Source organism: Ruficoccus amylovorans, assembly GCF_014230085.1.
GTDB classification, from domain to species: domain Bacteria; phylum Verrucomicrobiota; class Verrucomicrobiia; order Opitutales; family Cerasicoccaceae; genus Ruficoccus; species Ruficoccus amylovorans.
In genome coordinates, this window is the sequence record NZ_JACHVB010000011.1 from 1 (window position 1) to 23,047 (window position 23,047).

Sequence of the window (23,047 nt, forward strand, 5' to 3'; positions counted from 1 at the left end):
TGGTCGGCCCCCACTTTTCGTACCAGAGCGATGAGACGCTGGCTGGGTAGGATTATGTTGGTTGGGTTATGGTTTGCGGGAGTGCTTGGTGCAGTGAGCCCGTAGGGCGAACGGAGCCAAGCACTGCCTTGGTTTGATGCCAGAGTTTGGCAAAGGCGTCGGGGGATATAAAGCCCAAACGGCTGTGCGGATGCTGGCTGTTGTATTTGCGTCGCCAGTTTTCGATGACGACGCGCGCTTCGGTCAGGGAGAGGAACCACTCCTGCTTGAGGCACTCGTCCTGCAGGCGGTTGTGGAAGCTCTCCACGTGAGGGTTTTGCCAGGGCGAGCCCGGCTCGATGTAGAGGGTTTTGATGCGTTTGGATTCCAGGTAGTCCTTGGTCGCCGTAGCGATAAACTCCGGCCCGTTGTCGGAACGGATGTGCTCGGGAGCACCGTGCTTGGCGATGGCTTTGTCCAAGGCCGCGACGATGTCGGCTGACTTCAGCCCGCGAGCCACCGTCAGGCTGATGCACTGGCGGGTAAACTCGTCGATCAGACTGAGCACCCGCAGAGGCGCTCCATTGTCGGTGCGATCCGCCACGAAGTCCCAACTCCACACGTGCCGCGGATGCGTCGCCGCGGTCGGGATCTTGCCGGTGGACTTGCCCTGACGCCGTTGCCGGGGGCGCGGCGGCTTCACGCCCAGCCCTTCAGCCCGGCGTACCTTTTGTACCAGCTTGCGGCTGACCTGCCAGCCTTCGTTGGCCAGCAGCGCTCGTACGCGACGATAACCGTAGCGCGGGTTGGTCCGGCTCACCGCGATGATCGCACGCACGAGGCGAACCATCTTGTCGGTGGCGGTTTTAGCCCGGTAGCAGAAGCTCGACCAGTGCAGACGAAGATACCGACAGGCGGCCCGTAACGAGCACGTTCCCGACTCGGCCACCTCGCGCACCGCTTCGCGCTTGTGCCCCGGGCTTACCATTTTTTTGCGTTTACCTGCTCCAGTACTTTGATGTTCAAAAGCTGGTCGGCCACCAGTTTCTTCAGCTCGGCGTTCTCGCGCTCAAGCTCCTTCAGACGCTTCACATCGCGCAGCTCCATCTGTCCGTACTTGCTCTTCCAACGATGGAAGCTCGCTTTGCTCACATTGTGCTCGCGGCAAACATCGTCCACGCTGCGGCCTTCGTCTGCCTCGCGCAGGAGCGCCACGATTTGCTCTTCGGTGTATCTCTTTCGTTTCATACTTCTGGTCGGGTTCTACCCGCCAGGGTCTCAAACGCAATGGTACGATTCTAGGAGGTCACGCCAGGGGCAGGTCGCTGCTCCAAACGTGTTTATTTGTTTTCGACTGAAAAAAGGCTACTCAGATACCTTTTTTCAGAACTGCTTCGAGCAGAATATGCACGGGAAACAGCTTGCCAAGCACATCACAAGCGGAGCACGCAGCAATGGCCTGCTGAATATCAGCAGAGGACGTTTCTTTGGCGTTGAAATCCCAACCCCTCTCCCTTCCGAACAACAGAAAATTGCCGACTGCTTAGCTTCGTTGGACGAGTTGATCGCTGCCGAAAGCGAGCAACTCGACGCACTCAAGGCCCACAAAAAGGGCCTCATGCAGCAACTCTTTCCCCGCGAAGGCGAAACCACCCCCCGCCTGCGCTTCCCCGAATTCAAAGACACTAGCAAGTGGGCAGCGAAAGCTATCGGCAGTCTATGTAAGACATTTAGCGGAGGCACTCCCAGCACATCGAATCCAAACTACTACGGAGGAGAGATTCCTTTTATTAGATCAGCGGAAATCGGTAAAAACCAAACAGAGCTATTTTTAACTAACGATGGGCTCATAAATTCTGCAGCGAAACTCATAGATAGAGGAGATGTCTTGGTGGCATTGTATGGGGCCAATAGTGGGGATGTTTCACTTGCAAAAATTAATGGAGCTATAAACCAAGCGATACTTTGTTTAAAATCAAAAGCCTGCAATGGCTACATTTACCAATACCTTAGCTTTCAGAAGGACTGGATTACCTCGACCTATCTTCAAGGTGGGCAAGGGAACCTGTCAGGCGAGATAATAAAATCCATTGAGATTCCGATTCCGTCTCTCCATGAGCAACAACGTATCGCCAATTGCCTTTCCTCTCTTGACGATCAGATCGCCGTACAATCCGAAAAAGTGGATGCACTCAAGGAGCATAAGAAGGGACTGCTGCAACAGCTATTTCCAATCCCGGAGGAAATTGACGCATGAGCGCAGCCACCTTCACCGGACTGGATACACTGGCGACCCACTTGCGGCAGGAGGACAAGAAATATACCCTCCTGTATGCCTACAACGGGACGGGCAAGACGCGCCTTTCAACAGCCTTCAAGGACCTCGGGAAACAGGGAGATGAACGGGACACCCTCTATTTTAATGCCTTCACCGAGGACCTCTTCTCTTGGGACAACGATCTGGATGGCGACAGCGAGCGGGTCTTGAAAATAAACTCGGACTCCAGCTTCTTTGACGGGCTTCAAGAGGTGGAAATGGATAACCGCATCCGTCCCTTTTTGGACCGCTACGCGGACTTCGACTTCAAAATAGACACAGACGCCTGGGTCGTCCGCTTTTCCAGAGAAGTCATTGTCGGGGATACCACTGAGGTCATTGACAACATCAAGGTATCCCGTGGAGAGGAAAATATTTTCATCTGGTGCTTCTTCCTGGCCATAGTTCAACTCGTCATCGACGACGATGGCTCTGGGGCGTACAACTGGGTCAAATACATCTATATCGACGACCCGATTTCCTCTCTCGACGAGCACAACGCCATCACTGTGGCGAGTAATCTGGCCCAACTGCTCAAGCAGTCGGACCGTAATCTCAGGACAGTCATTTCAACCCACCACACGCTGTTTTTTAACGTGCTGTGCAACGAATTGACCCGCGCCCAGAAGTACTTCCTGAGTTGCGACAGGCAAACCGGCAGTTATGTCCTTCGCGAAACAGGGAATACCCCGTTCTTTCACCATGTCGCAGCGTTGGCCCAGCTCTACGAGGCGGAAAGGAGCGGGCAACTCTATACCCACCATTTCAACATGCTGCGCTCGATTCTGGAAAAAACGGCGAGCTTTCACGGCTACCAGAACTTTTCCGCCTGCCTAAAACGAGACGATGACGATGAAGACGGGGTCCTTCATACACGTCTCGTGAACATTCTCAGCCACAGCAATTATTCTCTGTACGAGCCGCAGGAAATGCTGGAGGAAAATAAACGCTATTTCAGAAAAATCCTGCACGACTTCATTACCCGATACCCCTTTAATCCTGACCTATTTCCCAGCGAAACTGAAGCGCCACAAGCATCATGACCGACCAAGACCAAAGAAAACTGGGCAAAATCCTCTGGGACATAGCCGACCAACTGCGCGGGGCCATGAACGCGGACGACTTCCGCGACTATATGCTGTCCTTTCTCTTTCTGCGCTACCTCTCGGACAACTACGTGGCGGCAGCCCAAAAGGAACTGGGGACGGACTACCCGGATAACAGCGATCAGCCCGGCACATCCCCCCTGCAAATCTGGTACGAGTGCAATCTGGATGACGCCCCTGAATTTGAGAAGCAGATGCGCCGCAAAGTCCATTACGTGATCGAGCCCCGCTATCTGTGGAGCAACATTGCCGAAATGGCCCGCACTCACGACGATGAACTGCTCAACAACCTGCAGGCGGGCTTTAGTTATATCGAGAACGAGTCCTTCCAAAGCACCTTCCAAGGATTGTTCTCCGAGATCAACTTGGCTTCGGAGAAGCTGGGCCGTGACTATCTCCAGCGCAATGCCAAGCTCTGCACCATCATCACAAAGATTGCCGAAGGGCTGATGGAGTTCTCCACCGATTCGGATACACTGGGCGATGCCTATGAATATCTGATTGGTCAGTTTGCAGCCGGTTCTGGCAAGAAAGCAGGGGAATTCTACACGCCGCAGCAGATTTCAAGAATCCTCTCTGGCATCGTTACGCTCGACAGCCAGGAGCCTTCAACCGGCCCCAAAGAGCACCTGGAGAGTGTTATGGACTTTGCATGCGGCTCTGGTTCGCTGTTGCTCAATGTACGAAACCGCATGGGACCGCATGGCATTGGCAAAATATATGGGCAGGAGAAGAATATCACCACCTATAACCTTGCCCGTATGAACATGCTTCTCCATGGGGTGAAGGATTCTGAATTTGAAATCTTCCACGGCGATACCCTGACAAACGACTGGGAGTTTCTGAGGGAACTTAACCCGGCCAAGAAACCCTATTTCGATGCGGTTGTCGCCAATCCTCCTTTCAGCTATCGCTGGACCCCCAATGAGGCATTAGGCGAAGACGTACGCTTCAAAAACTACGGTCTGGCCCCTAAATCCGCCGCTGATTTCGCCTTTCTCCTGCATGGCTTCCACTTCCTCAAAGAGGAAGGTGTCATGGCCATCATTCTCCCTCATGGTGTGCTCTTCCGGGGAGGTGCGGAAGCACGAATCCGCCATAAGCTACTGACAGATGGTCACATCGACACGATTATCGGACTGCCTCCCAACCTGTTTTTTTCAACCGGTATCCCTGTCTGTATTCTTGTTCTCAAGAAGTGCAAGAAGCCCGATGACGTCCTCTTCATCAACGCCGCAGAACACTTCGAAAAAGGCAAACGCCAGAATCGTTTGGCTGAAGAGCATATCGAGAAGATCATCGACACCTACAAGTATCGCAAGGAGGAGGAGCGCTACTCACGCCGAGTCGAGATGGATGAGATTGAGGGCCATGGCTACAATCTCAATATTTCTCGCTACATAAGCACAGCCATTCCCGAGCCAGAGATTGATCTGAAGACGGTAAATAAGGATCTCGTGTCGTTTGATAAGAAAATTCGTGCGGCACGCGACAAGCACAATGCTTTCCTCAAAGAACTTGGACTACCGCCGTTGCCCGGGGAATAAATGATCATACCGAGCAGAGTTTTCCCCAGCTCAATCTCTGCTCGTTCCAATCCTCTTGAGCCGCGATCTGGATGACCTCTCTAGCGCTGATGGGATCGCGGCCCTTGACGGTCTTGGGAAGGAAGAGGATTTCCTCCTGGATATCCGGGGCCAAGTTGAGCAGGCCCATAATCTGAGACATGCGGGCGCGGGTGACGTGGCCGAGGCGGGCCAATTCGGCGTAGTCCTTAACTACCCCATCCCGCAGGAGGCGGTCGAAGCGGATGGCCAGTGCCATCAGCTTGGAGATACGGGGGATGCTGCCAACCTCGACCGGGGCAGGGGCCTTGCCGCGCTTCATGCGAATCCGCCCCTTGTCCGAGGTGCGGCAGTGAAAATCCAAAACCAGCGTGCTCATGAATTACCTTCGTTCAACAGGGTTCGTATGCCTGAGGGCCGGAACTGGATGGCCAATTTCCCGGCCTCCGAATCCACCAATATCTTTTCGATGACCAATTCGACGAGCCGTGTGCGCTCGCGGGGAGCCATCTCATTCCAGCAGGGGTCGAAACTCGCCATTGCGGCGAGCAATTCCTCCCTCTGGGCGGGCTGGTCGAAGGCATCCGTTTCCTCCAGCACAGCCTGCTGTAACTCGGAGTCTTTGCCCATCTGGCGGATGTTCTCCACCACGAAGGATTCGATTTCGCTGGCCGGAAACGATGCCCCCGCACAGGTCTCCCAGCCTTCTTTCGCCGCCTGCGTGCTGACGTAGTAGCGGTAGAGGCGGTTGCCCTTCTTGGTGAAGGTGTGGGCCATGGCGTAACCGGTCTTGGCGTCATAAAGCAGGCCCTTCAGGAGCGCCCCATGCTTGTTGCGGACATTCCCTCCCCGACTGCGCCGGTTGCGGTCCAGCAGGGACCGCACCTTGGCAAAAACGCCATCGTCGATGATCGCCGGATGCTCACCTTCGGTCAGTTCGCTTCCGGCCCGGATTTTGCCCAAGTAAAGCGGGTTGGTCAGCAGGCTGTAGAGACGGGGCTTGTTGAAGGGCTGCCCGCCCATTCTGCGGCCACTGCCAGAAATCCAGGCCTTGGTCAGCCAGCCGTGCTGGCGGCAGGCCTGCACCACCGGGAGCACCGCTTCATGTCGAATATACAACTCGTAGATCTGGCGGACGGTCACGGCCTCATCGGTATTCAATGCCAATTTTTTATCTTTGCCGATGTCGTAGCCGAGCACCGGGTAGCCTCCGGTCCATTTGCCTTTCTTGCGGGCGGCAACAATCTTGTCGCGGGTACGCTCGGCTATAATCTCGCGCTCGAACTGGGCGAAGGACAGCAGGATGTTGAGCGTCAGCCGTCCCATCGAGTTCTTGGTATTGAACTGCTGGGTCACCGACACGAAGGAGCAATTGTGCTTTTCGAGAAGTTCTATGATACGGGCGAAGTCCAGTAGGCTACGGGAAAGACGGTCAATTTTATAGACCACGATGCAGTCCACCTCATCGTCCTCGACAGCCCGGAGCAGTTTCTGGATGCCGGGGCGGTCCATGTTGCCGCCGGTGAAGCCACCGTCGCTGAACTCGTCCGGCAAGGCCACCCAGCCCTCGTGGCGCTGGCTGGCGATGAAAGCCTCTGCAGCTTCTCGCTGGGCATCGAGCGTGTTGAACTCCTGATCCAACCCTTCGGTCACGGACTTGCGCGTGTAGATCGCGCAGCGTACCGGCTTCGCGGCAGTGGAAGATTCAGCCTTCATGGGTACCTCCCTTTTGGCGCAATCCGAAGAACTGGAAGCCGTTCCAACGCGTGCCGGTGATATGGGTGGCGAGTGCGGAGAGGGACTCAAAAACCTCGCCGCCACACTCGAATCCGTTGTCGAGGACCATCGCCCGGATGACCTGCCCCTTATATCTGCGTTTCAATACAGTTCCGGGCATCGGCAGGCGGGGGTCGCGGCCCGGCTGGACGGTAGCCGTAACCATGCGTTCCGTGTTCAGCGTCGTGGTCACTTGGCGCGGGGCGCGAATGCGCAAATCCGCGTCGTTGGCAATCTCTTCGGCGCGGCGGCGGGCGCGTGCCGAAAGGTCTCCCTCGGCAAGCGCCTGAATGCGCCAGGCCACCCGCTTACGCAGGAACTGCTTATTGCGGGTTCGGGCAATTTCCCCGAACACCTCCAGGTAGCGTTCCCGCAACTGGCCCACACTCATGTCCTCCAGCACGGCGATTGCGTCTCTTGTTTTTGCGTTCATAGTTTCTTCTCCTTCAAGGGGTTAAGTGTTAATCAACGGGACGCATGGACGCTCTCTTTCGGATCTATATCCAGCTTATTATGAGCAACTTGAGACAATTTTCCCTCGGCGTGGAGACGCCGGAGCGCCCCGAGGAAAAGGTCGCGGATTTCCAAAAAACGCTCCTCAGGCGTCAGTTCCGCAACATGGCCGTAGATCCGGGGTGACTTCATACCCATTCGGGATCTGTCAACCACATGAATGGTAGTTCCGAGGAGCGCACGGCCCGGACACAAAACAGGCCGAAATGCTGGGGGCATTCCGGCCTGTAGAGAGATGAGAACGCGATTGCTCAGAACAACCGGCTGCCAGTGGAGACGGCCTTCACGCCGAAGACGAAGCCAGCGACCATGCGGACCGTACTCCAGAACTCCGGTCCCTGGACAAAGCCCTGAGCCTGCGTGACGATCTTGCCGCCGCCGAAGGTGATCAGGCCCCAGAGCATGGAGAAAGGTTCCTCGTCGCTGACGATCTGGGTGGGCATGTCCATCCAACCGGCGATGAACGGCAGCAGGAACGCCGCCACGATCACGATGATGGCCAGCGTAGCAGTGAGCCAAGGCTGAGTGCGCTTGGCGGCGTCGTTGGCGTTGGCATTGTTCAGCTCCGCATTCTTGCGGGCCTGTTCGTTGTTGGAAATCGCCACATCGCGCAACGTGGTGATGAAGCCCTGACCGAGCTTGAAGACTTCGGAAACTCCCTGAAAGAGTCCGCCTGCGACGGCGCTTGCCGCCATTTCCGTTATGACCGGGTCCATAATGTTCCTTGGGTTGAAGTTACTCCTCGGGCTCGCTGTCAACCGGCGGCTCCGGTTCGGGGATCTCCAGCAGCAGGACGGGGGCAATGGCAATGTCCTGTTCCTTGGCGATGGTGTAGGAGGTGGACTTGAAGTAATGCGTGCTGCTTTGAACAAAGGCGTCCTTGCGCAGCACATGCAGGTGCTCACGTCGGATAAGGAACGCCCGCTCCCCGATTTCGTAGTCCACGGCCAGTGTGCCGAAGCGCCCGCGCCGAAGGTTGGTCAGCGTCGCGGTGCCGTCCGCGCCCACCACGTAGCCTTCGACAGACAGGATTTCATCACCGAGAAACATGAGCACGGTGTCGGCGTCGGCCTGCTCCGGCGTTTGCGTGGCCAGCGTGGCCCGGTCAACGGCGTGGGCGTCAATCACGGCATCCACCCCATCTTCGAGCAAATCGGCCGTCAGCGTGCCGGTGACGGCGAAGAACCGCGCTTGTGAGAGGAAGGCATAGCTCAGGTCGTCGGCGGAATGAAAAACGTTGTAGCCGGTGATGAGGCTGTGCTCCCGAGCGCCCAGGTGCGCGAGGGCAACCTCCGGTTCCACTACACCCGATAACTCGGCGGGCAGGATGAACATCGCCTCGAAGGGCATGGGGTCGGCGTCGTAAGTCGGCTGCTCGGGCGGCGTGTAGGGAGCGGGCGTGACTCCGGAGACCTGGTTCGCCACGTCGAGCACGAATTGAAGCTCCAATTCGGCGTCGTCGCTGCGGCGGTGGGCAATACCTGTCACCCGGCAGTTGAGCAGGTAGTTCGCCTGCGGAAAGGGACGCAGGCGGATCGGGTCGCCGGGATTGAGCCCAATGCCCTTCGAGTAATGCACCATGACCTTGCCGCCAACTTCGGGCAGCGCGGCTCGTCGTCCCCCCTTGGCCACTTGGGAGTTGGCGACGCTTTGACGGGTGATCCAGCGCTGCTGGAACGTGACCGGCTCCTGCGTACCGTTGAGGGCATGAGCGGCGGCATCGTGGTGGATGGCGACCGATTCTTTGAACTCACGGTCCCGGTCTGTGTACACGAGGCGCGTCTCGCTGCTCACCTGGCTGAAGGCGTCGCTGTCGATTTCGGGAAAATCGGTCTGGTCAGCGGTGTCGATGATCAGCGCATTCGTAAAATCCACCTGCAGCGAGGCCGAGCCGAAGCGATACTTGCCGTTTTTTTGGTAGAGGAATCCGTCAAAATAACCGAGTATTTCTGCGAGGGATTGCGGAAGGGATTGGGCGTTGTTGATGAGGGGCGAGATGCCCATGTCGGCCTCGACGAGTTTCGCAGAGGTCTCTTCGCCACTGCCGTCGAAGTCGGACAGGTAGATGCCGAGGCCGTAGCGCGGGTGGGTGGCCAACTCGATAGCCGCGTGGATGGGACACACGTCCCCGGAAAGGTCCGGATTGGCGTAACCGGGGATGACCGTGCGGCGCGTGACGACGAACTCGACCTGCGGGGCGCTAGTTCGGTCGCGTCCAAAGATGAGCGGATCGAAAACAACGTAGCACTGCCCCCGGTAAGCCGGATGGCCCAGTGGCTCCAGCAGCGAATCGGCCAACTGGCTGTCGCTGCCCCAGTAGAACCGGGCCTGTCCGTAATTGGGAAGCGTGATGAACGCGAACTGTCCGGCCACGGCGGTAAGGGGGCCTTCCCAGACCTTCACCGTGTCGATGTAGATGGCGTGCAACGCATCCACCGGCCCGCTGCAAATCGCCCCGGCCAGCCCCGCCTGATAGGTATAGCCCACCGTGGCAGTGGACGTGCTGTTCTTGCCGCTCTGGTAAGTGGTCGTGATAGGAATGGCCTGCGGATTGATGGCGGGCGTGATCCAAGTCAGGCTCAGGCGCACGGTGCCCGCCGCCCACGGGAGCGGACGGGCCTCTTCGTTGGTGGCGACTCGCTCGGCCTGGACATTGGTCAGGCTCTGGACCGGCGCGGGCACCGCCTGCGTGCTGCGAAAGAGGAAGCTCATCGTTCCATCAGGCGGTAAACGGCATCCTTACGCCGGGCATAGGTCGGATCGTCCAACTGGCCGAAGGTGGTTCCCAGCCCGCGTATCGAGTGGATGAATACGGGCGGGGTGACCATCATCCCGAGGTGATGCGGGGCGCGGCCCATCATAAACGTCACGAGGTCGCCGGGCATGAGCGGCTCACCATCATCCAGCCGGAGGCAATTGGGGATGCTCTCCAGGTATCCCCGCAGTTGAGAATCCTCCCGGTGCGCAGTGGCATCCAGCGTGTAGCAGGGCGGCTTCAGTTCGTGAGGGAAGCCGCAGTCGGTGGCCAGTTGATGCACGAGATGCACGCAATCGCAACCGCCCTGGCACACTCCCTGAAACGGCACGAAGGGCGTGCCGATCCAGCGCCGGGCTTCCGCTTCCAGCGCTTTCACACGTTCCGCATTTTTAAAGAAGGGTCTCATGATAGTAAGGGGGGCAGCGGCCTTTCTGGCCGCGATGGGGCACAGCCCCATCACGATCCGAAGGATCGAGGGTCGTAGGGCTGCGCCCTACTTCTTGCCACCGCCGGAGGCAGTGCTGGCGAGAGGCATGGCTTTGAGGGTCGGATTTTCGTAGGGGATGAACGGGTGACCACCGTAATTGACGAAGTTGTCAAATCGCTGACGGCAGCAATCAGGAGTGCGGTCACAGCCGGGCCAAGCCGAGCAGGCATCCCCGGTTAGCGAGGTGCGCAGGGAGGCGTTGAGGTAGAGCCGATGGCGGGTCTCAGAGAGGATTTCGGCATAGCGGATGGTGCGGACCTCGACCTGCGGGGCGGTGCCGATTTCGAGATAGCCGCCCGCCAGCCAGTCGGCGGCTTTGTCCGCGAGGGCGGCAGACTCAAAGTAGATACTCCCGCCGTCCGTGTCGATGGCTTCAATGGTGCCGGTCAGCCGATAGGTGGCCGAAGGCACGCGGCAGGTGGAACCGTCGAATAACTGGTAGTTGCAACGGGTTTGGAGGAAGAAGCGCGGGACGCGCTTTTCACCGTAAGAAAGCGGACTCACCGCCTTGGCTTTGAGCGTGTAGCCCTGCCGAGTGACGGATTCGATGATGCCCCGGAACAGGATGGCCGGGGCCTCCAGCACGAGGCCGGTGGCTTCATCGACGTGGGCGAGGCTCAAGACGACACCGGTAGGCTGGCCGATATGGATGGGCAGCCAATCCTCGAAGGGATTCCCCTCCCAGGCGAAGAGTTCGAGGTTCAGCTTGTCGGTGTCGCCCTCGGTGGAGACGGACAGGCCGCTGTGGTCGATGGGGACCGGCTGCCAGATGACGCCACTGTTGACTGGCGTGTCGTGGCTCGTCAGGTGCAGGGAGTAGATGTCGCGCACCCCATAGCGGCGGGTGATGCGGTAGAGATAGACCGGGTGGCGGGTGGCGAGCGAGTTGGGGGCGGCGTATTCCTCGGTCAGTTCGATACCAGTGAAGCGGATGCGGGCATGGTTGTCGGCCTCGAAGTCGTATTCAATCTCGTCACTGGAAAGCCGCACCAAGAGCAGGCGCGAGACCTGCCAACAGTCCGCGTTGGCGGGCAAGGCTTCGTCGAGCATAACCTGTGAGCGCGTGGCGAAGGCGGTGGATTCGACGAGCAGGATCTTTCTAAAAACGTACTGGCCGTCCAACGAACGGAATGCGAGGTGCTTCCCTTTCAGGTGCGACCAGTCGGAGAAGGTGGATGTGTCGATGAACACGGTGGCCGACGCACTCAGTACCGTCACATCCTCTGCGCCGGTCGCCAGCCAAAAGGCTTTGAAGCGCCCGCTTCGGGCCGCGAAGAACGCCTCCACCGCATCAAGGGCGTCAGCGTCCGGGGCCACGCTGACGATTTGCAGACGCTCCTGTGTATTGGCCTGCACCGGCATAGCAGGTTGGGCTCCAAAGCCGATGTCGGTGACTTCCGGTTCGTAGTTCAACGTCCGGCGTATCGACTCGCCCAAGTCGGCCACCAGAGGAAAGACGGGAAGGTCGAGATAGTTCATCGCAGGCCTAAGAGGGTAAAAATGTCGTTGAGGTAAGTCTGGGCCGTGCGTCCCGAAGGGATGCCCACTTCATAGAGGACATACTGCGTGGACAGCGCCGGGCCAAGGTCGGCGTAATTGCCCGCGCCCGTGACAGCGGAGGCCAGGTGAGCGTTGAAGGCCTCGTTGTCGTCCTCCCAACCGCTTTCGGTGGGATCGACCGAATACACCTTGCAGCGGGAAAACTCACGACGGGCGTATTCCGTTTGAAAATTGTTGTAGTCGGTGGTGAACGAACTGGTCGGCTCGTTCTCCGGGACGCGCGGTACGCGGTGGTAGCCGCTACTGGCCTCGTTGATGAAGGCGAGCGAAACGTAACGGGCGGCTTCCTCGCCGGAGACATGGTATGCCAGTCGGTCCAGCCAGCGCTCGCTTGACCAGTTCTGGACACGCACGAAGTGGTCGGCCTTTTCCTGGTCGCCTCCGTAGATCACATCTCGCAGGAGCACCTTCAGGTCATTGGCGGCGGCGGTAACGTTGGGCACGTCGGCATCCATGCTGCCAGAGGTGTCGATGAAGAACAGGAAGTAGAGGTTGGCCAAAATCGAAAGCCAGTTGCTTTCGGTGTCCGTTTCGGTGAAGACAAACTCCGCACTGATCGCTTCCAGAGGGGTCGCGCCCTTGAAGCTGATTTCAAAGGCCCGGCCACTGCCTCCGATTAATTCTGTATCCACGGATTCGATACGGCCAAGATCGAGGGGCACGATCACCTCGCCCTCCACGCACGGGAGCGCTTCCTCCAGCGTGAGTATGGGGCCGGAGACCGAAGCGATCTTCGCGGCAGCGAAGATGTCCCCGAAGGGCCTGGCCGTCCCGACCCATTGCCCGACAGTCATGTTGGCAGAAGCACGTTCCAGCGTGACGGTATTCCCCGCCACTTGTGCGACAATCTGCTCCCTCCCCCACCGGGGCACGGCGGCTTGGGCCGACTCCTGCGCAGCCCGAATAACAGCCTCTACCGCGAAAGTCCGGGCAGCGGTATCGGTGGTGATGGTGTAGTTGCCGCTTCGGCGCGGCTGGGTGAACCATGCGGCGCGTTCCTCCAATCCGGTCACGCCCTCGGCCACCGACGAGCGGTGCGCCTGCCGGTGTTTTAGCGCGAACGACCAGTCCGGCGCAAAGGGAACCAAGGTGTGGTTGTCGAGAAGCATGGTCTTAGCCGGGGATGCCGAGCCTGAGTTTGTTGCGGCTCATGATGTCGAGGACGACGGCTTCGCCCTCGGAGGTTTCGAGGAAACGGCGCAGGTCGTTGCGGGTGCCGGTGACGGCGATGTTCACTTGCCCACTCGCCTGCGACTGCGTAGGTGTCGAGGTCATGCTATCTGCGAAGCCGCCCTCGGCAAAACCGGGCAGGCTCGGGAGTGTGGGACGGTTGACCCGCAACTGCCCCACGAGGTTGTCAAAGTAGGCCGGTCCCTGACGGGCAACCACGTCGGCGGGCACCACGAACTCACCCCGGTGGACGACGCCCGCCGGTTCGTATTTACCACCCAAGCCCGTGTAGCCACCTTCAGCAAAGCCGCCGACCGAGGCCATCACAGCGGTCAGCACAGCAGCTCCGATGATGGCGGCGGACCCCCACGAGCCGATAGAGGCGAGCATGGCGGTGGGCCCCATCGCGGTCTGCTTGACCGCCTCTTGGGCCACTGTGCTCGTCGTATCGGCCTGCTTCAAGGATTCGCCCATGACGAACATGCGCAGACGCTCGGCAATCCAGCTTGTGGCCATCTGGGTGAACGACTGGATGAGCGCCCCGCGAATCGTACCGGTGACATTGGTGAGGGCTCCCTGCCAGGTTTCCGTGCGCTCGATCAAACCCTGCATACTGCCGGACAGGCCCGATTGCAGGGCGTTGTCGATACTGTTAAAGGTGTCGGTCGCCGTGGAACCCAGCGCCTCCATCTGGCCGGAATACTCATCGGCAGGAGTCACAGCCGAGCCAATGTCCGGAGAAGACAGGTTCCCCATCGCCTCACGCTTAGCCACCTGTTCATCCATCATAACCAACAGGCGGTCCAGCGCCTGGATGTTGTTTTCCAGTTCGTTCCCTTGTACTCCGATGATGTCCCGGCTGGCTTCGAGGCTGGCGTTCAACTGTTCCTTGATGAGCGTGATCATGACCTTGATCCCCTCACGCTGTTCGTCCAGCAGCTCGTTGAACTCCCGCGCCGGTTCGACAACGCTGTTACCCCAATCCACACGGCCAAAGCTGACGGTCCCGATCTGTGTGCCGTCCGTGAACGGCAGAGCGGCGGTGATGGCGTTGACCCGCTCGATCACGCCGTTGAGCAGATTCTCGAAGCCACCGGTAATCGTGTTGAGCACAGCGGAAAATGCGCGGCCCATCAGGTTGACCGCTTCCTGAAAGATGACTCGGGCTTCGGAGCCGATTTTGCGGAAGCCCGCCGAGATCCACGTAACCGGCGTGCTGAGGGCATCAAGCAAAAATTCCGCCGCCTTGACCCCGAAGGTCATGACGCCGTTAAGCACCACCTTCCAGCCTTCGCCGTCCTCCCCCAGCCACGAGAGCGCGTCGTCGATCATGCGCTTGGCCGCGTCTGTGCCCATCTCGAAGCCCGCTTCGATGGACAGGCCGATGAACTGCGCAAAGGTGCCGTCGCGGAAGGATTCCAGGGCCAGGTCGAGAAAACCTCCGATGCGCTGGCCCGCCGCCGTCAGGTCGATCGAGTTGAGCGCTTCCAGCGGGCCAAGCAGCTCGTCCGCCAGCATATCCCCGATCCCGGCGAAGAGTTGCCGCGACTTGTTGGGGATGCGGCCCATGAGGGTGTCGATGCGCTCGAATTGCCGGGCGTTGCGCTCCATCACCTCCGGCATGGCTCCGAGCGAACGGGCCACATCGTCGATGTCGCCGGAGACGAACAGACTTTGCAGTTCCGCCCCGGCCCGTCCGAAAATCCGCATCGCCGCCGCCGAGCGTTCAGCCGGGTCTTCAATGGCCCGGATGGCGTTGCCGATTTCGCTGAACTGCTCGGTCGGGCTTTTCTCTAAAAGATCCTCGTAGGACAACCCGAGCGCATCGAACGCCTTGACCGGCTCCTGCAAGCCCTCGCTCGCTTCCACGAGGGACTTCTGCATTTTGTTGATGGCGAGCCGGGAGTTGTCGGCGCTGATGCCGTTGTCCTCGAAGGCTTGCCGAAGGATGATGAGGTCTTTGACCGCCACCCCCGTTTGGCTGTGGAGGTGATCCATGTCCGCACCCAGCTTGATGATGTCGCGGGCACCATTGATGACCGTGCGAACCGAGAGGTAGGCGGCGGCGAAACCCGCCACGCCCTTGATCAACTTGCCAAAGCCTGCCGTGGCCTGTTCCAGCCCGGCAAGCTTGGAGCGGATATCAATCAGGACACTGACACGGGAATCCATAAAGGTTTACGGCAAGGGTTGGACAGGCACGCCCGCGCCACCGTAGAGCCGGTGCAAGTCGGCGGGCTTGGTTTCCGTTCTGGCAGTGTCAATCCGGAGGGATCGTTCAAAGCGCCCGAGGGCCTGCGCGGCGGGTTTGCTCCAAATGGCGGATGCGGCCAAGGCGCGGGACTGGGTGTGCCAGCGCAGGGACTCCATGCGCCGCTGTTGATCCTGCCTTATCAATAAGAGCAGTTCCGGCAGGGACAGCGTGGCGGCGACCTCGGCTACGCCTTTGCCGAGGATGCAGGCGCACTCGGCGCACAGCTCGCAAACGCTCAGCGTTTGATCTGATTGAGGGGCTGCGCCCCTACGGCGCGTTGCGCCTACCCCTGAACCTGCGGGAACTGTTGAGCCACCGCCTTGCCGCTGGCGGCGATGGGAAGCAGCGCTTCGTTGACCTGCGCCCGCCGCTCGCCCCAACGGCAGGCATTCTTGAAATTTATGCCGTGGCCCTGTTCGCAAATATCCAAGAGCGAATCCACCGTGAGCGTGTCGGCCCAGCCCTCGGGCTTGTCGCAGAGAAATTCCGCGAGACGTTCCTCCTGGTCAACCAGGCGTAGATAATCAGGAAACTCCCGAATCTTGAGAAGCCGGACGGTAACCGTTTCCTCGGTTCCGGCGTTTGTGTGCACGGCGAGGTTAATTCCCCCGCTGATGATGGCGTTGTTCGCGTTCATATTGAGCTGCTTGTTCGGGGTCGTATTCATCAACCGGGTTGTCGAGGCCGAGGGCGACAATGCCCGCCTCCAGTGCTTCCTTCGTGTCAAAATCCACGATCTCGTGAACCGAGTCGGTCTGGCCGTCGGTCTCAAACGCACTGAGCACGCGCTGGCCGTCGTGGATGCAGCGCCATACGGTTTTTCCGTCTTCGGGAGCGCTGGCACGGTTAAACGTGAGGTCGTTTTCCTGAATCGTTTCAATCATAATTTTTCATTGCTGGTCCAGCCGGACCTATACGGTGATGGTCCAGCCCTTGCCGGTGAGGGTGGTTTTGGCGGCGGCGGCTTCGGTCGAACGCAGGTTATTGGCCGAGCCCGGGTTGCCGGAGTAATTGAACTGGCCGTTGCTTGCAGTCGTGGCCCCGGCCAACTGGATAAGGGCGGCGTCAATGGCCTCGGCGGTAAGCTGGTTGTTGTGCGCCTTGACATAGCGCAGCTTGGTCAAGCCCGTTAAGTCCGGGAGCTCCGTCAAAAGGTTGTCGTTGCAAACAAAGTAGAAGAGTTCAGCCAAGCCCGTCAGGGAAGGAAGTGCTGTCAGTTGATTTTCGTTACAGTAAAAATTCTTGAGGGCGATCATCCCGGTCAGTTCCGGTAATGCCGTGAGCTGATTGCTCTGGCAGTAGAGGTAGGCCAATACGGTGAGGTGATTGAGCGGCGGCAGCGCAGTCAGTTGGTTACTTTCGCAATTGACCTGCTGCAATTGGGACTGGGCACTGAGATCGGGCAATACCGTCAGTTGGTTTCCCGGCAAGTACAGGTCTCTTAGCGACGTAAGATTTTCAAGAGGCGGGATCTGCGTGAGATCGTTGTAGGCCAGACTCAGGCTTTGCAGGTTGAGCAATCCCTCAATGCCCGAGGCATCTTCAAGTGTCCCCTCCTCAAGGTAAAGAGATTGCAGTTTTACCAACGGGCTCAGGTCGGGGATGCGGTGAAATTTGCACCCATAGTAAAACCCCAATGACGTTATTTCGGTCAGATGTGTGATCGCCGGGAAGCGCTCCAGCGGACAACCGTAGAGGTTGATGCTGCGCAGGTAAACGAGGTCTTCCAGGTGCAACTCTCTGACACTCACCCCATCCAGGTAAAAGCCCGTCATGGCCGGGTTGCACCACATGCGCAGATGCGGGGCTCGTTCGCCTTCGGGACGGGAGGCAATGCTGTCCGTCATCTCCACCAGTCGCTGGGGCTCGCCGGTAGGCAGTGCTGTGGCAGTGCCGGTCAACGAGTCAAGTGTGCCCGGCGTACTGGCAGGCAAACCGACAGCCGGGCCGAAAAGTTCGTTCAAGTCACTCATGGCTCAGGCGTCCTTTCGTAGATAAACGGTGCCCACGGGCGAGAGCACATCGACTTTCATCTCGTAGCCGAACCACTCGTCCCCCACTTCGGGCTGGTTGTTCAGGCGCACGTTGCAGAAAAAGTCCTTGTGCATCAGGCGCGGGCTCTGGGCGTGCTTGTCGTCCCACACCCGCAGGCGGGCGAAGCCGTTCAAATTCTGCGGGCGCTGAAGCGGGTTGATTTTCCGATAGTCAGGATCGGTCCCGGTCAACTCACCGGACACACCGTAAAAAAGTACCTCCACGGCCCGGTCATCGACCTCTTCCAATTGGAGCAGGTAGCCGAGACGTAGTTGTGTCGTGAATACACGGTCGAGAATCTTCACGCTCCGGTAGCTGCCGAAGTGGTCCTTCGTCTCGGCCTGATTCTGGAACGAAAAGGTTTTGACGTTGCCGAACATCGCGCTGGCGTCGTCGTAGGCGGCTTCGCTCTCGGGGACCACTGTGGCGCCGGTGATGAGCGAAAAATCGCCGCTGCCGATCAGGAGTAAATTCGGGTTGGGCATGGCTTAGGGCTGGATGGTTTTTACCTGGAAATTGCAGAAGTATAGGATGAGGCCGCTGTCGAGCGGTCCGGCTTCGTAGGCGGGTGTGTCAACTTGCAAGACGTGGCGCAGGCCGCGTTCGGTCGCCCAACTGGCCTGATGGAGCGCCTCCAAGACACGCTCGGCCACTTGCAGGGCGTTCTCGCCCGTCTTACTCTGAGTGGGGTTTTCCAGAACGGATACCACCACCTCGTTGTGTAGAAGCAGCCGGGGACTGTCGGCCTTGGACGCATAACCAGAAGACTGAACCAGCACGAGGCAGAGTCCCTTCTCCTTCAAGGCCGACTCCAAGCGCCGGTTATGGTCGGCAGAAATGTTGGCGATGATTTCCAGTTCGGTCAGAAAGGCATCGGTACGCAACTGCGCCGTGACGGCGGGGATGACTTCGGAGAGCTTCATGCGAAGATGCGGCCAACGGTCCGCTTGAGGGCTTCCTGCTGTTTGCGCCGGACGTAGGTTTTCATGTCGGCGGCCTGGGCGCGGAGCGCCTTGTCCACAAGACTACGCTGGCGGTTCTGCACCATCACTCCTTCGAGAAAACTGCTGATGCGGACGGAGGGATGGCGCTGGCCTTTGGCCGTGCGGATGAGGGCCTCACCGATCTTGCGGTTGCGCCGGGAGGTGGCGCTGTGGCGGGCGTTCTGGCCGTCGCGGTTCGCCCGCCAGGCCCGAAACAAGTAGCTCACGGACAGGTAGCGGATCGACCGTTTGCGCAGGGCGAGTTCCTGTTTCACGGAAAGGGACTTGCCGTCCGTGCCCTGACGGCGGCGAATGGCGTAGCCATGGACGGCGGCTTCCTGCTCAATCTTGTCGCGGGTCGGAGCGATGGCCTTGAACTGCCGGTACAGTTCCCACTGCACCTTCTTGGCCCGGTTCTCAATCAGCGGCCCGGCCTCGCGCTGATTATACCGCAGATACTCGCGCAAGGCCCGGTCGAACTGACGCAGGGACTGACTGGACGGCGCTTCATTCATGCAGCGGGCGCGGTGTCAAAACAGCTCACAGCTTCCCGAGGAACCGCAGCACCCCGAGCACGGCAACCACCAGCGGCGGGATGGCCGTCGTCACCCAAAAGAATTTCAGGAGCATGTCCATTTTACCTTTGAGGTCGCGGATGTCCGAACGCAGGCCGTTCTCGCCGGTCTGCCCCCAGAGCGTCACCTCCAGCACGGTCAGGCGCTTTTCGATCTCCCGCAGGCGGGTGAAGATTTCTTCGTGCTCGTTCATACGTAGGACACCTCGCATTCGAAGTTTATGGTGAGATCGCCGGGCGTGCGAACGATGTGCGTCACCCGGTAACGGGTGCCCTGCCCATCCTCAAAGCCGTCTCCCGCAACGGGTAGCCCATCGGGAAACGCCGAGGCGAAGACACGAACACCCACGGTGTTATCGTCACCCGGCGTAAGGTCGAAGCCCTCCGCTTTCGGTTGGAGCGTACGGATCAAGGCTGTAAAGGAATGGTCGTTCCAGGCCAGGGAGGTACCGGCGATTTCGAGTAATTCGGCAAAGCCTTCAGACTGGTCATACTGTTTGGGCGTCATCCCCAAGAAGGGGTGTCAAAAGTAAGAGTATTCAAAAAACGGCCTACGCAAATTTGGCATAAGTTCTTCAAACTGACAGAGCATTGACGAGCATAGATATTCTGTCTAAGCTTTGAAATCAACTTTTGGCATCCAATTTGGTAATTGGCAGCACTAGCAAAAAAATAAATCTATAAGAATAAATAATCACATGGAAACAATAACAGATTTTATCGCATGGCTTGATGGAGCAGAGCCAGAAGGACACGATGAAGTGTATTCTCTTTATCGGTCAGTGAAAGATTGTAAAGCATGGGGATCTTATAAAACTGTTCCTGCCAGAGGGAATGGTGATCGTTGGATTGTTACAGCTGACCATATTGATAGTTGCAATCTTCTCCTAGCCTCTGAGAGGGCTAAGGAAGCGTTTTTGCTACATTTGGAGAGGACATATTGCGACAATGATTTGGACATGGAAGGCTGGCATGCATTCAAGCATGCCATGTCCAAAAACGACTAATAGCGGTGAGTTATTCATCTGCATGACGAATGCCATTTAAGTGTGTTTATTGGAAAAGTATGGAACGTGAAACTACCTGCCCACCACCACCAATTCTTCACAAATTCGGGAAACGTTGTTACTTAGAACCACTTCTGAAAAACGGAGTCGTTTCGTTCGCGGTAGCAACATCCTACAACGACTCTGCGCTTACCGAAGGACAACAAGACAATGAGACCACACGGGTTTTCTCGCTAGCTCCTGGAGTTGATTTTTCCTTTCATTTTAAAGGGAGAGATGGAGACGACCTAAAGTATTACATCTGGTGCTCTAGCCTTGATTACTCGGAAGACTTGCTCACGGAGTTTGATGCCGACTCCTGCCTTATCATCACTGATCCAGGTCAGTTTGGAGATCGGCTTTTGACCGAGGTTCGCAGACAATTCCCAACAAATGAAGCGGGTATTCCCGGTTGTGACTTCTATGCGCGTGACGTTAAATATTATGACGAAAATCGCCCTCCAGTAACATCAAAACAGGAGCATTTAATTTATATGAAGAAGAATCGGTATTCGCATCAAGCGGAATTCCGTTTTGTTTTTGCAACCGACCCCAAAAGGACGCTCCCTGATCGTATTGAAATCAAAATCGGATCCATCGAAGATATTGCTGCGTTCTATGTTCCCGAATAAGGTATGAGTCTAAATCAACTGTTGTTAGACGTAAAAGTGTGACAAGGAAGAGGCCCCACCGTCTCCGATGAGGCCCCCGAGTCATGAGCGACGGGCAGTATTCCCAAGTTACTCAGCCGGGCCGACAATGCGCTTGATGCCAGCGGCGATGGCGGTAACGAAGCCGTAGAGGCATTCGAAGGCGACGATTTCCTTGCCCGAGTCGTTGTCGTAGAAGCGGCGGTAGCCGAAGGTGATCCCCGTTTCGGGGTCGCTGACGGGGCCGGACTCCAGGTAGGACTCGGGCCGGAGCGGCGCGAGGTAGCGCATGGCGACCGCAAGCCCCGCCGGGTGGGCGGCGAAGCCGACCAGTTGTTCGCCGTTGTCGGGCAGGACGATGGTGTCGTAAACATCGAAGCCGTAGATGCGGGGGATGCGGGCCTCCATGAGGGAGGGCTGACTCATCTGCATCAGGTAGCTGTGGCTGATCTTGTCGTCGCCCAAGAGCGCCGTGTAGTAGGAGTCGTCGAGGATGAGCGAACGCTCGGTGGTGGGCATCTTGGCCTGAGCGCAAGCCCCGCGAATACCCAGCACGCTGGCGGCGTTGAAAGCCTCGGCAGCGACAGCCGCAATGGCGGGAGCGCCGTAGTTGGCCAGCGTGATGACGGAGAAGATATCCTGCAGTACGTCCTGCGCGAGTTGCTTGGCCTCGGAACCGGCCAGCCGCTCCAGCTTGATGAAGCTCGACTCGGCGGCTTCCTTGTCGGTCAGGTGAAAGGAGCGCACCTTGTGCCGGTTGCAGACGACGGGGATGGTGGTGACCGTGCGGTCGGCGTTCTGCGAGTAGCTGCCCGCGAAGTCCGAGCTGACCGGCAGCGCGTTGCCCACGACGGGCACATTGACGGTCTTGCCGCGCTCCAGAAACTCCGACGAGAAGTCGGTGGAGAACGCGCGGAGGGGCTGAAGGGCGGCGCGGAAAGCTTCCAGAAACGCCTGCGAGATGCGGATGTCCTGTAAATTAGTGAGGGTGTTGGCCATGGTAAATCGGGTTGGTTAAGGGTCGGTGGTGGCATAAAGTGAACTCAGTGCCCGAGGATCTTGTCCTTGTATTTGCGCCAGAAGGCGGTCTGCTCGGCGGGCGTCTTCTGCGCCTTGAGCTGCTCGGTGAGGTCGCCGGTCTCGGGGGCTCCCTGCGCGGTGACGGGCTGCGGCTCGACCCCGACACTCGCGCAAATCTCGGCGGCGCGGGCCTCGGCGGTTTTCGCCTCGGACTGCAAACGCTCGACGGTGGCCTGCGCGTCCTGATGCTGCTGACGGGCCTGCTTGAGGTCGCCCTGCAACTGCGTGACCAGCGCCGATTCCTCGGCTTGGGAGGTTTCGGCCTGCGTGAGTTGCTCGCGCAGCGTGGTGACAGTGGCGCGTTCAGCTTCGAGCTGGGTTTCCAGCTCCGCGATTCGCGCCTCGGCGGCGGTGAGTTTTTCTTCGAGGGTCATGATTGCATGAGGGTTGATGTCAACTTGGCGATCAGCGCGGCACGGCTGGGGACGATGCCGGTGACGAGGTTCTGCTTCGCGGCCTCCGTCCCGTAAAAGGTCTGTCCCTCCAATGCGGAGGCCGACACGTAGCGGCGCTTGGCGCTGACCGCGTCCTTGAACATCCCGTGAATCTGGTCCACGCGCTCCTGCAAGAGCGCCCGCTGATCGTCGGTCAGGCTGGTGCCAGGGATGCCCGCCGCCTTGTAGGTGCCCGCTTTGATCAGGTCCACGAACAGCCCTCGCTGGGCGAAGGCGTCCGAGGCGTCGAGCACTGCGAGATAAACGCCCACGGAGCCCACCGTGGCGCTCTGGGTGCAAAGGAACTCGGTGGCCTGGCTCCCGAGCCAGTAGGCGGCGGAACAGGCTTCGCTCGCGGTGAAGGCATAGGTGGGCTTCGGGAAGGCGGCGATTTGCGCGGCCAGTTCGGGTATGCCGGTCACCGTGCCGCCGGGCGAATCAATGTCCAACAGCAGCGCGTGAACATCCGGATCGGCGGCGAAAGTATCGAGTGTGGCCGACAGCTCCCCCGTGTCGGATGCCCCGAGGAGTTTTTCAATCGGCATCAGCCCCTGACCGAGAATACCGCTGATCGGGACGATCCCGATGCCGTTTTCCACCCGAGCCTGCGGCGGCTCGCCAAACAATTCCTTGATCGTATCGGAAAATCCGCCACAGCGCTCGACGAATGCTGTCAGCAGGCGCGGCTCAATCAGCAGCGGATCGTGACGGAGAATGGCATGGGCGAAGGGCACGCCATTGGTAGCTTGTCAACAGGCAAG

At 58.7% G+C, this 23,047-nt stretch carries 29 protein-coding genes; 6 read left to right on the forward strand and 23 right to left on the reverse strand.

What is annotated here, in order from left to right; all coding sequences use genetic code 11:
• Window positions 1-52: 52 nt before the first annotated feature.
• Together H5P28_RS00705 and H5P28_RS00710 are read right to left on the reverse strand one after the other, a co-directional pair.
• Entirely contained in the window at window positions 53-967 is a 915-nt protein-coding gene (locus H5P28_RS00705) for an IS3 family transposase (protein WP_185673678.1), read from the reverse strand.
• Complete coding sequence (locus H5P28_RS00710; RefSeq protein WP_185673679.1) at window positions 961-1,227, reverse strand: transposase; 267 nt, start codon at window positions 1,225-1,227, stop codon at window positions 961-963. Before H5P28_RS00710 ends, H5P28_RS00705 begins: the two co-directional genes overlap by 7 nt.
• Window positions 1,228-1,315: 88 nt before the next feature.
• On the opposite strand from H5P28_RS00710, the gene H5P28_RS00715 reads away from it, so the two are divergent.
• From H5P28_RS00715 to H5P28_RS00725, 3 genes are read left to right on the forward strand one after another with little or no spacing between them, the layout of a single operon-like run.
• The gene (locus H5P28_RS00715) at window positions 1,316-2,236 is read left to right on the forward strand and encodes a restriction endonuclease subunit S (RefSeq protein ID WP_221773319.1); all 921 of its coding nucleotides are present in this window, start codon (window positions 1,316-1,318) and stop codon (window positions 2,234-2,236) included.
• A complete protein-coding gene (locus H5P28_RS00720; RefSeq protein WP_185673788.1) occupies window positions 2,233-3,339 on the forward strand; it encodes an AAA family ATPase in 1,107 nt (368 codons plus the stop codon). Before H5P28_RS00715 ends, H5P28_RS00720 begins: the two co-directional genes overlap by 4 nt.
• Window positions 3,336-4,949, forward strand: a complete 1,614-nt coding sequence (locus H5P28_RS00725) for a type I restriction-modification system subunit M (protein WP_185673789.1) — start codon at window positions 3,336-3,338, stop codon at window positions 4,947-4,949. The genes H5P28_RS00720 and H5P28_RS00725 overlap by 4 nt, the downstream gene beginning before the upstream one ends.
• A gap of 4 nt (window positions 4,950-4,953) precedes the next feature.
• Here the strand turns inward: H5P28_RS00725 and H5P28_RS00730 are convergent, their stop codons facing one another.
• The 3 genes from H5P28_RS00730 to H5P28_RS00740 are packed head-to-tail and all read right to left on the reverse strand — an operon-like array spanning window position 4,954 to window position 7,176.
• Window positions 4,954-5,346 (reverse strand): hypothetical protein, encoded by a 393-nt coding sequence (locus H5P28_RS00730; RefSeq protein ID WP_185673790.1) that lies wholly within the window; start codon window positions 5,344-5,346, stop codon window positions 4,954-4,956.
• Window positions 5,343-6,683: a recombinase family protein gene (locus tag H5P28_RS00735; protein ID WP_185673791.1), complete on the reverse strand. Its 1,341-nt coding sequence runs from the start codon at window positions 6,681-6,683 to the stop codon at window positions 5,343-5,345. Before H5P28_RS00735 ends, H5P28_RS00730 begins: the two co-directional genes overlap by 4 nt.
• Window positions 6,673-7,176, reverse strand: a complete 504-nt coding sequence (locus H5P28_RS00740; RefSeq protein ID WP_185673792.1) for a DUF2924 domain-containing protein — start codon at window positions 7,174-7,176, stop codon at window positions 6,673-6,675. The genes H5P28_RS00735 and H5P28_RS00740 overlap by 11 nt, the downstream gene beginning before the upstream one ends.
• A gap of 80 nt (window positions 7,177-7,256) precedes the next feature.
• On the opposite strand from H5P28_RS00740, the gene H5P28_RS19845 reads away from it, so the two are divergent.
• Window positions 7,257-7,382 (forward strand): hypothetical protein, encoded by a 126-nt coding sequence (locus H5P28_RS19845; RefSeq protein ID WP_281398086.1) that lies wholly within the window; start codon window positions 7,257-7,259, stop codon window positions 7,380-7,382.
• Window positions 7,383-7,507: 125 nt separating this feature from the next.
• On the opposite strand, the gene H5P28_RS00745 is transcribed toward H5P28_RS19845, so the two are convergent.
• The 15 genes from H5P28_RS00745 to H5P28_RS00815 form a co-directional block, all read right to left on the reverse strand.
• Window positions 7,508-7,972, reverse strand: a complete 465-nt coding sequence (locus H5P28_RS00745; RefSeq protein WP_185673793.1) for a hypothetical protein — start codon at window positions 7,970-7,972, stop codon at window positions 7,508-7,510.
• Window positions 7,973-7,991: 19 nt separating this feature from the next.
• Complete coding sequence (locus H5P28_RS00750; RefSeq protein WP_185673794.1) at window positions 7,992-9,968, reverse strand: hypothetical protein; 1,977 nt, start codon at window positions 9,966-9,968, stop codon at window positions 7,992-7,994.
• Window positions 9,965-10,420 (reverse strand): NlpC/P60 family protein, encoded by a 456-nt coding sequence (locus H5P28_RS00755; RefSeq protein WP_185673795.1) that lies wholly within the window; start codon window positions 10,418-10,420, stop codon window positions 9,965-9,967. Before H5P28_RS00755 ends, H5P28_RS00750 begins: the two co-directional genes overlap by 4 nt.
• An 87-nt stretch (window positions 10,421-10,507) precedes the next feature.
• Window positions 10,508-11,980 (reverse strand): phage BR0599 family protein, encoded by a 1,473-nt coding sequence (locus tag H5P28_RS00760; RefSeq protein ID WP_185673796.1) that lies wholly within the window; start codon window positions 11,978-11,980, stop codon window positions 10,508-10,510.
• Window positions 11,977-13,170, reverse strand: coding sequence for a hypothetical protein (locus tag H5P28_RS00765; RefSeq protein WP_185673797.1), 1,194 nt, complete (start codon window positions 13,168-13,170; stop codon window positions 11,977-11,979). The genes H5P28_RS00760 and H5P28_RS00765 overlap by 4 nt, the downstream gene beginning before the upstream one ends.
• A gap of 4 nt (window positions 13,171-13,174) precedes the next feature.
• The gene (locus H5P28_RS00770) at window positions 13,175-15,403 is read right to left on the reverse strand and encodes a phage tail tape measure protein (RefSeq protein ID WP_185673798.1); all 2,229 of its coding nucleotides are present in this window, start codon (window positions 15,401-15,403) and stop codon (window positions 13,175-13,177) included.
• Between the two features lie 6 nt (window positions 15,404-15,409).
• On the reverse strand, window positions 15,410-15,601 hold the full coding sequence (locus H5P28_RS00775) for a hypothetical protein (RefSeq protein ID WP_185673799.1): 192 nt from the start codon (window positions 15,599-15,601) through the stop codon (window positions 15,410-15,412).
• A 167-nt stretch (window positions 15,602-15,768) separates the two neighbouring features.
• Window positions 15,769-16,152 carry a hypothetical protein gene (locus H5P28_RS00780; protein WP_185673800.1) on the reverse strand — a complete coding sequence of 128 codons (384 nt, stop codon included), beginning with the start codon at window positions 16,150-16,152 and terminating at the stop codon, window positions 15,769-15,771.
• Window positions 16,085-16,369, reverse strand: coding sequence for a hypothetical protein (locus tag H5P28_RS00785; protein ID WP_185673801.1), 285 nt, complete (start codon window positions 16,367-16,369; stop codon window positions 16,085-16,087). The genes H5P28_RS00780 and H5P28_RS00785 overlap by 68 nt, the downstream gene beginning before the upstream one ends.
• 27 nt (window positions 16,370-16,396) lie before the next feature.
• Window positions 16,397-17,458, reverse strand: coding sequence for a leucine-rich repeat domain-containing protein (locus tag H5P28_RS00790; RefSeq protein WP_185673802.1), 1,062 nt, complete (start codon window positions 17,456-17,458; stop codon window positions 16,397-16,399).
• A gap of 3 nt (window positions 17,459-17,461) precedes the next feature.
• Complete coding sequence (locus H5P28_RS00795) at window positions 17,462-18,004, reverse strand: hypothetical protein (protein WP_185673803.1); 543 nt, start codon at window positions 18,002-18,004, stop codon at window positions 17,462-17,464.
• Between the two features lie 3 nt (window positions 18,005-18,007).
• Entirely contained in the window at window positions 18,008-18,442 is a 435-nt protein-coding gene (locus tag H5P28_RS00800) for a hypothetical protein (protein WP_185673804.1), read from the reverse strand.
• Window positions 18,439-19,017 carry a hypothetical protein gene (locus H5P28_RS00805; RefSeq protein WP_185673805.1) on the reverse strand — a complete coding sequence of 193 codons (579 nt, stop codon included), beginning with the start codon at window positions 19,015-19,017 and terminating at the stop codon, window positions 18,439-18,441. Before H5P28_RS00805 ends, H5P28_RS00800 begins: the two co-directional genes overlap by 4 nt.
• 25 nt (window positions 19,018-19,042) lie before the next feature.
• Window positions 19,043-19,270, reverse strand: a complete 228-nt coding sequence (locus H5P28_RS00810; RefSeq protein WP_185673806.1) for a hypothetical protein — start codon at window positions 19,268-19,270, stop codon at window positions 19,043-19,045.
• The gene (locus H5P28_RS00815; RefSeq protein WP_185673807.1) at window positions 19,267-19,584 is read right to left on the reverse strand and encodes a hypothetical protein; all 318 of its coding nucleotides are present in this window, start codon (window positions 19,582-19,584) and stop codon (window positions 19,267-19,269) included. The genes H5P28_RS00810 and H5P28_RS00815 overlap by 4 nt, the downstream gene beginning before the upstream one ends.
• 190 nt (window positions 19,585-19,774) lie before the next feature.
• Here H5P28_RS00815 and H5P28_RS00820 point away from each other — a divergent pair, with 190 nt between their 5' ends.
• Both H5P28_RS00820 and H5P28_RS00825 read left to right on the forward strand, forming a co-directional pair.
• Window positions 19,775-20,083 (forward strand): hypothetical protein, encoded by a 309-nt coding sequence (locus tag H5P28_RS00820; RefSeq protein WP_185673808.1) that lies wholly within the window; start codon window positions 19,775-19,777, stop codon window positions 20,081-20,083.
• Window positions 20,084-20,142: 59 nt separating this feature from the next.
• Window positions 20,143-20,754, forward strand: coding sequence for a hypothetical protein (locus H5P28_RS00825; protein ID WP_185673809.1), 612 nt, complete (start codon window positions 20,143-20,145; stop codon window positions 20,752-20,754).
• Window positions 20,755-20,862: 108 nt separating this feature from the next.
• On the opposite strand, the gene H5P28_RS00830 is transcribed toward H5P28_RS00825, so the two are convergent.
• The 3 genes from H5P28_RS00830 to H5P28_RS00840 are packed head-to-tail and all read right to left on the reverse strand — an operon-like array spanning window position 20,863 to window position 23,020.
• A complete protein-coding gene (locus H5P28_RS00830) occupies window positions 20,863-21,771 on the reverse strand; it encodes a hypothetical protein (RefSeq protein ID WP_185673810.1) in 909 nt (302 codons plus the stop codon).
• Window positions 21,772-21,815: 44 nt separating this feature from the next.
• Window positions 21,816-22,226 carry a hypothetical protein gene (locus H5P28_RS00835; RefSeq protein ID WP_185673811.1) on the reverse strand — a complete coding sequence of 137 codons (411 nt, stop codon included), beginning with the start codon at window positions 22,224-22,226 and terminating at the stop codon, window positions 21,816-21,818.
• Window positions 22,223-23,020 carry a S49 family peptidase gene (locus H5P28_RS00840; protein WP_185673812.1) on the reverse strand — a complete coding sequence of 266 codons (798 nt, stop codon included), beginning with the start codon at window positions 23,018-23,020 and terminating at the stop codon, window positions 22,223-22,225. Before H5P28_RS00840 ends, H5P28_RS00835 begins: the two co-directional genes overlap by 4 nt.
• Window positions 23,021-23,047: the final 27 nt, after the last annotated feature.